The organism is Mycobacterium sp. 852002-50816_SCH5313054-b (assembly GCF_001667185.1).
Lineage (GTDB): Bacteria > Actinomycetota > Actinomycetes > Mycobacteriales > Mycobacteriaceae > Mycobacterium.
Map to the genome: position 1 here is coordinate 1 of NZ_LZIC01000088.1, position 7,393 is coordinate 7,393.

Genomic DNA, 7,393 nt, shown 5'->3' on the forward strand with positions numbered 1-7,393 from the left:
GGGCACTTCCCGCCCCCCGTGACGGGTCCGGGCGGCCCCGGCGGCGGACCCATTCATATCCCCGGCGCAGGCCCCGGCAGTGTCAGCGGCGGCGAGCCCGCCGGTCCCGGGCCGTTCGGCGGTCATGGGCCCTTCGTTGGTAACGGTCCGTTCGGTGGTGGCGGCGGCGGTCCCGGCGGTGGCCAGCCCGCTGGTCCCGGTCCGTTCGGTGGTGGTTCGGGGCCGTTCGGCGGTCACGGACCATTTGGCGGCGGCGGCGCTCCCGGTGGCGGTCCATTCGGGGGCGGCGGCGCTCCCGGTGGCGGTGGCGGTCCGTTCGGTGGCGGTGGCGGACCGTTCGGCGGCGGCGGTCACGGCGGCGGTGGCGGGCCCTTCGGCGGTGGCGGCGGCGGTGGTCCGTTCGGCGGTGGCGGCGGTGGCGGCTTCGGCGGGGGCCACAGCGGTGGCGGTGGCGGCTTCGGCGGCGGTGGTGGCGGCCACAGTGGCGGCGGGCACCACTAGCCACCCGCGGGGCCCCGATCGCCGCGTTGCGACACGGCTAACACAGGCCGCCTTTGCGCTTAACACCCCCGTGGCAGCGCGGGTAGGCTCGAACCGTTGGGCTGGCCGAAAACCCGCGCCGCCCCGTCTCCTCACGACCAGAACTTCATATCGCCCAGCTAATTACGGATTCTCGGTACCCGCGCTGCTGTGGCAAGAGAATCTGAAGGAATGCGTCGCCGGCGCAGCTATCGCCGCGAACGCAGCAAAGTACCAAGGGAGAGTTTTCAGCGGTGGTGGGCATCGTGCTTGGCGTCTCGATGACGCCGACGAACGTCCGCATGGTGTTGCTGGAAGGTGAATGCGCCGACGGGGCCACCGTCGACCAGGACAACTTCGACGTCGACGCGGATCGGTCGCCATCCACTGCGCCCAACCAGGTGGTCTCCGCCATCCTGGGCACGCGCGAAAGCGCCGACGAGGGCGGTTACCAACTGCTGTCCACCGGAGTGACGTGGACCGATCACGTCGAGGCGGCGCTGCTGCGCGACGCCCTGATCGCCCACAAGATCGAAAACGTCATGCTGGTCTCGGCGTTCATGGCCGCCGCCGCCCTGGCGCAGGCCGTGGGCGATGCCACCGACTATGCGCGCACCGCGCTGCTCTTCGTCGAGCCCTACACCGCGACGTTGGCGGTGGTCGACACCGCCGACGGATCCATCTCGGAGGTCCATCGCAGAGCTCTCGCCGACGACGAAGACGAGGCGGTCGCCGAGCTCGTCGATATGGTGTCGGGTGCCGAAGCGCTGGAAACGCGCCCGCAGGGCGTGGTGGTCGTCGGCTCCGGCGTCGACATCCCGCTGATCAAGCCGGCCTTGGAGACCGCGACTTCCCTCGCCCTGTCGGCTCCCGACGAGCCGGAGATGGCGCTCGCCTACGGCGCGGCGCTGGCCTCGGCGAACGCGCCGTTGTTCGCGTCATCCACGGCGGCGATGGCCTACGCCCTGGACCCCGGCACGGGCGAGGTCGACCCGTTGGCGCTCGCCGGCCAGGTTCCCGGACTGTTGCCCGCGTACCAACCGGAGTACCGCAGCGTTCCGGAGCCGCCGACCGATGCCGACCGGGGCAAGCCCAACGTTGCCTACAGCGCCGTGCCCGACGCGGACGGCGAGGCCAACCTGGCCATCGGCGCGGAGGACGCCCAGCGGCGCAAGTCGGTCCTGCTGGTGGGCAGCACGCTCGCGGTGATCTTCATCAGCGCGGTTGTGGCGCTGGAGATTGCGCTGGCGATTGGTATCCGCCCGACGGTGGCCTTGCGGCCCAGCCCGAACGAAAACATCATCGCCCCGGCGCAGCCGCCCGCACGCGCGCCGGTGCCGCAGGCGCAGCCCAAGATCCAGGCGCCCGCCCCGGTCGCGGTGCCGCATCCCATCGCGCCGCCCGCCGCGGCGCCGGTTCCCGCGGCTCCGCCCGTCCCGGTTCCCGTGATTCCGCCACCCGTGTTCGTTCCGGTGCCACGCGTGCCGTTGGTCGGCCCGCCGGTACGCGGCCCCTTCGGTGGCGGGCCGGCCCCACGCGGCCCCTTCGGTGGCGGCCGCGGGCCCTTCGGCGGCCCGTTCGGCGGGCATGGTCCCTTCGGCGGCCATGGTCCCTTCGGCGGTGGTCATGGGTTCGGCGGTGGGCACGGCTTCGGCGGGGGCCACGGTTTCGGTGGCTTCGGAGGGGGCCACGGATTCGGCGGTTTCGGGCATAGGTAACCGTTCGGCGTCGCCAGGCGTGTCCGGGCCCGCGAGCTAGGGTGGCGGATTAAGGTCTGGTCGCGGCCGAAACTGTCACCGCGATGTGTGGGGGCAATCAGGCTGTCAGCGAACAAGTTTCGAAATGGGGGAAGCGGTGGACATCGTCCTTGGGGTGTCTCTGGCACCCGAGACGGTCCGCATGGTGCTTGTCGAGGGTGCAGGCGCCGGCGGCGTCACCGTCGATCAGGCCGACTTTCGGGTCCCGGGTGTCACTGCGGCCGCTCAGGTGATCGAGGCCATTCTCGGAACCACCGAAAGCGCGGCCGAAAGCGGCTATCAGGTCAGATCCAGCGGGGTGACGTGGACGGATCAAAACGCCGCGGCCGCATTGCGAAATGCCCTGGCGGAAAGCAAGATCGAAAACGTCATGCTCGTCTCGGCGTTCGTGGCCGCGGCGGCGCTGGCTCAGGCGGTCGGCAGCGCAACCCATTGCGCCCGCACCGCACTGCTGTTCGTCGAGCCGACCGCGGCGACGCTGGCCGTCGTCGACACGGCGGACGGGTCGATCGCCGACGTGCAACAAAAACCGCTGCCCCGCCGCGACGATGCCGCGCTTGCGCAGCTGGCCGCGATGGTCGCCGGCGCCGAATCGATGCGCGCTCGCCCCGACGGGGTATTCCTCGTCGGCTCCGGCGTCGACATCCCGTCGATCAAGCCGGCGCTGGAAGCGGCGACGTCGCTGTCGGTCACGGCGCCCGAGGAACCCGAGATGGCCTTGGCGCGGGGCGCCGCGTTGGCGTCGGCCAACCAGCAATTGGGGGCGCCGAGCACGGTTGCCATGCCCTACGTCGAGGACCCCGCGCCCGCGCTGGCCTACAGCGCCGAGGCCGACCCGTCGCCCGACGACTACCGGCAATACGGCGAGCGACGCAGCCGAAAACTGTTGGCAGTTCTCGGCGCGACCGCGATTCTCGTGGTCGGTGCCGTGGCGTTGGCGCTCGCCATCGGCATTCGGCCGCACGCGGACCAGCGACCGGATATCAGCAAGAACGTCGTCGCCCCGGCGACTCAGGCGGCGCCACCACCCCCGCAAGCCCCGCCGCCCGCGCCGTCGGCCCCGCCGCCGGCTCCGGCGCCGGTCGCCCCGAATCCGGCGCCGAACTCGAACCCCCCTCAGCAGTGGCCGCCGTTGCCGCCCAGGGATGACGATCACGACGACCATTGGGACTGGCTCCGCCGCCACCTGGGGCGCGGAATCCTGGGCCCCTAGCCCCCAGCCGCGACCGGCGGAAGGGCGTAAAATCGGGAAAATCAGGGCACACAGGGTGGGGACTGTCGGCGTGCCACGGTTGCTCAACGTGCGATCACCACGTCCCCCGCCTCACTGGCTGGCAAACGAACAATGGAGGAGCTTTGGACACCGTACTTGGCGTGTCGATGGCGCCGACGGCCGTCCGTATGGTGCTGGTCGAAGGTGAGAATGGCGACGGCGCCACCGTCGACGAGGACAATTTCGATGTAGCCACCGACGACGACGCGGCTACCGTTACAGCGGCCGACCAGGTGGTCTCCGCGATCCTGGGCACCCGCGAGGGCGCCTCGGAGGGCGGCTACCAGCTCGCGTCGACGGGCGTAACGTTCACCGACCCGATCGAGGCGGCCGCGCTGCGCGATGCGCTGGCCGCCCACAAGGTCGAGAATGTGATGTTGGTCTCGGCGTTCTTGGCCGCGGCCGCGCTGGCCCAAACGGTGGGCAACCAAACCAACTACGCGCGCACGGCGCTGCTCTACATCGAGCCCGACACCGCGACCCTCGCAGTGGTCGACAGCGCCGACGGGTCGGTCACCGACGTCTATCGACAGCCCCTGCCGGCCGACGACGACGCGGCGGTGACGCAGCTGGCCACGATGCTCTCCGGCGTCGAGGCGCTGGAGAACCGCCCCGACGGCGTGTTCGTCGTCGGTTCCGGGATCGACATCCCGATGATCAAGCCGGCGCTGGAGGCCGCCACCACGCTGCCGCTGTCGGCGCCCGAGGAGCCCGACACGGCGTTGGCCCGCGGCGCGGCGCTGGCTTCGGCGCATGCCCCGCTGTTCGCGTCGTCCACCGCGGCGCTGGCCTACGCCCAAGACCCGGGCACCGGCGCCATCGCCCCGTTCGCGGTGGCCCCCGGCTACTTCGACACCCCGGCCACCGCCGACGCGAACGCGCTGGCCTACAGCGCCGTCGCCGACGACTTCGACGAGGCCTACACCGGCGCGCACGACACCCAACTGGTCGGCGCGGGCTATCGCGAGCGCAAGTCCTTCAGGCTGGTCGGCAGCGCGCTGGGCGCGGTCTTCATCGTCGGCGTGACGGCGCTGGTCATCTCGCTGGCGATCGCCATCCGGCCGACCGCGGGCGTGCGGCCCGCTCCGAACCACCAGGTCGTCGCCCCCACCCAGGCGGCGCCGGCGCCCGCCGCACCGGCCCCCGCTCCGGCGCCCGCCGCGCCGGCTCCAGCTCCGGCGCCCGCTCCCGAAGCCCCGGCCCCGGCGCCCGCCCCCGTTCCCGAGGCACCGGCACCTGCTCCGGTGCCGGCGGCTCCTGCCCCGGCGCCCGCTCCCATCCCCGAGGCCCCGGCCCCGGCCCCGATCCCGGAGGCCCCGGCGCCAGCCCCCGCGCCGCCGCCGATCGCGCCCATCCCGGTGCCGATCCCGCTGCCCATCCCGGGTATCGGCGGCCCGCCCGGCGGCGGCTTCGGCGGTCCGCACGGCGGCGGCGGGTTCCCCGGGTTCGGCGGCGGAGAGGGCGGCCACGGTGGCGGCGGCTTCGGCGGCGGTCACGGCGGGTTCGGCGGTCACCACTAGCCCTTTCGCGGGCAGCTGTCATCTGCCGTTTGCCTCCCGATCAGCGGCGCGATGCAGTTAGCTCATCGCGGCCACCTACACCGGTGGTATGCGATGCACCGTCTTTGGCACCGGCTACCTGGGCGCCACGCACGCGGCAGGGATGGCGGAACTGGGACACGACGTCGTCGGCGTTGATATCGATGCGGGCAAGATCGCGAAGCTGGCCGGCGGTGACATCCCCTTTTACGAGCCGGGCCTGCGAAAGTTGTTGACCGACAACCTGGCCGCCGGGCGGCTGCAGTTCACCACCGACTACGACATGGCGGCCGATTTCGCCGACGTCCATTTCCTGGGGGTGGGCACGCCGCAGAAGAAGGGCGAATACGGCGCCGACCTGTGCCACGTGCACGCCGTCATCGACGCGCTGGTGCCCCGGCTGACCAGGCCGTCGGTGCTCATCGGCAAGTCGACGGTCCCGGTGGGCACCGCCGCCGAGCTGAACCAGCGCGCCGCCGCGCTGGCGCCGGCCGGGGTCGACGTCGAAATCGCCTGGAACCCGGAGTTCTTGCGCGAGGGCTACGCCGTGCACGACACCCTGCACCCCGACCGCATCGTGCTTGGGACACAACAGGATTCGATGCGCGCGGAGGCCGCCGTCCGTGAGCTCTACGGTCCGCTGCTCGACGCGGGGGTTCCTTTCTTGGTGACCGACCTGCAGACCGCGGAGTTGGTGAAGGTTTCCGCCAACGCCTTTCTGGCGACCAAGATCTCGTTCATCAACGCCATCTCCGAGGTGTGCGAGGCCGCGGGCGCCGACGTCAGCCTGCTGGCCGACGCGCTCGGGTACGACCCGCGCATCGGTCGCCAATTCCTCAACGCCGGACTGGGTTTCGGCGGAGGCTGTTTGCCCAAGGACATCCGCGCGTTCATGGCCCGCGCGGGTGAGCTGGGAGCCGACCAGGCGCTGACGTTCCTGCGCGAGGTCGACAGCATCAACATGCGCCGGCGCACCCGGATGGTCGAACTGGCCACCGCGGCCTGCGGCGGTTCGCTGCTGGGCGCCAACATCGCCGTGCTGGGTGCGGCGTTCAAGCCCGAGTCCGACGACGTGCGCGACTCGCCCGCGCTCAACGTCGCCGGGCAGCTGCAGCTCAACGGCGCGGCGGTCAACGTGTACGACCCCAAGGCGCTGGACAACGCGCAGCGATTGTTCCCGACGCTGAACTACGCGGTCTCGGTCGAGGAGGCCTGCGAGCGCGCGGATGCGGTGCTGGTACTCACCGAGTGGCGGCAGTTCGTCGACCTGGACCCCGACGACCTGGCCGACCGGGTGCGGGCCCGCGTCGTCGTCGACGGGCGCAATTGCCTCGACTTCGCCCGCTGGCAGCACGCCGGGTGGCGGGTGTTCCGTCTCGGGGCGCCGCGGCCCTAGCGGTTTAGGTCAGCCCGTCGTTGCCGCGCGAGCCGATCAGCCCGCCCGCGCCGCCGGTGCCCGCGTCGCCCTCGGGCACGCCGATCCCGGCGTTGCCGCCGCTGCCGCCGTTGCCGAACAGCACGGCGCCGCCGCCATTGCCGCCGTCACCACCGCGCCCCGTGACGCCCTGCCCGCCGGGACCGCCGTCCCCGCCATAGCCGAAGAGCGCCGCATTGCCGCCGTTGCCGCCTTTCCCGCCGGTGGTGTCGCCCGCCCCGCCGGCCCCTCCGGCGCCGCCGCTGCCGGACAGCCCGGCGGCGTTGCCGCCGCTGCCGCCGTCGCCGCCCGCGCCCCCGCCGCCAATGCCGCCGTTACCGCCGCGCCCCGCGGTGCCCTGGACGGGGCCGGAGTTGCCGCCGTGGCCGCCGGCCCCTCCGGCACCCGTGACGCCGTTGCCGCCGTCGCCGCCGCCGCCGCCGTTGCCGGAGATGCCCCGGGTGTTGCCGCCGGCTCCGCCGGCGCCGCCGTTGACGAAGCCGTCGCCGCCGTCGCCGCCGGCGCCCGCGGAACCCTCGAACATGCCGCCGGCGCCGCCGTGGCCGCCCGCGCCGCCGTTACCCGTGGAGCCGGCGCCGCCGTGGCCGCCGGCGCCGCCGTTCCCCCACACCGTGCCGTTGCCGCCGTCGCCGCCGAAACCGCCGCTACCGCCGGTGCCGGTGCCGCCGGCGCCGCCGACCCCGCCCGCGCCGAGGAGCCCGCCGTTGCCGCCCGCGCCACCGTTGCCGCCGTCGATGGCGCCCGTGCCGCCGGCGCCGCCGGCCCCGCCGGTGGGCTGCGTCGGTCCGCCGATCCCGCCGTTGCTGGCGATGCTGAACAACCCGCCGTTCCCGCCGGCGCCGCCGTTGCCGCCGCTGCCGGTCGTGGAGAG

General features: G+C 73.0%; 5 protein-coding genes and 1 pseudogene. 4 read left to right on the forward strand and 2 right to left on the reverse strand.

The genetic code is table 11. The features are described from left to right. Positions 1-495: hypothetical protein (locus A5787_RS27785; protein WP_197507239.1), on the reverse strand; the 495-nt coding region annotated here is incomplete at its 3' end. 278 nt (positions 496-773) lie between these two features. On the opposite strand from A5787_RS27785, the gene A5787_RS18170 reads away from it, so the two are divergent. From A5787_RS18170 to A5787_RS18185, 4 genes are all read left to right on the forward strand, one after another. Then, positions 774-2,237 (forward strand): hypothetical protein, encoded by a 1,464-nt coding sequence (locus A5787_RS18170; RefSeq protein WP_082977299.1) that lies wholly within the window; start codon positions 774-776, stop codon positions 2,235-2,237. 136 nt (positions 2,238-2,373) lie between these two features. Next, positions 2,374-3,489: a hypothetical protein gene (locus A5787_RS18175; RefSeq protein WP_066969476.1), complete on the forward strand. Its 1,116-nt coding sequence runs from the start codon at positions 2,374-2,376 to the stop codon at positions 3,487-3,489. Between the two features lie 188 nt (positions 3,490-3,677). Further along, positions 3,678-5,069: a hypothetical protein gene (locus A5787_RS18180; RefSeq protein ID WP_197507241.1), complete on the forward strand. Its 1,392-nt coding sequence runs from the start codon at positions 3,678-3,680 to the stop codon at positions 5,067-5,069. An 88-nt stretch (positions 5,070-5,157) separates the two neighbouring features. Next, on the forward strand, positions 5,158-6,483 hold the full coding sequence (locus A5787_RS18185; protein ID WP_066969472.1) for a UDP-glucose/GDP-mannose dehydrogenase family protein: 1,326 nt from the start codon (positions 5,158-5,160) through the stop codon (positions 6,481-6,483). 4 nt (positions 6,484-6,487) lie between these two features. Here the strand turns inward: A5787_RS18185 and A5787_RS27790 are convergent. After that, positions 6,488-7,393: pseudogene (locus A5787_RS27790) on the reverse strand (hypothetical protein); the annotation flags it as partial.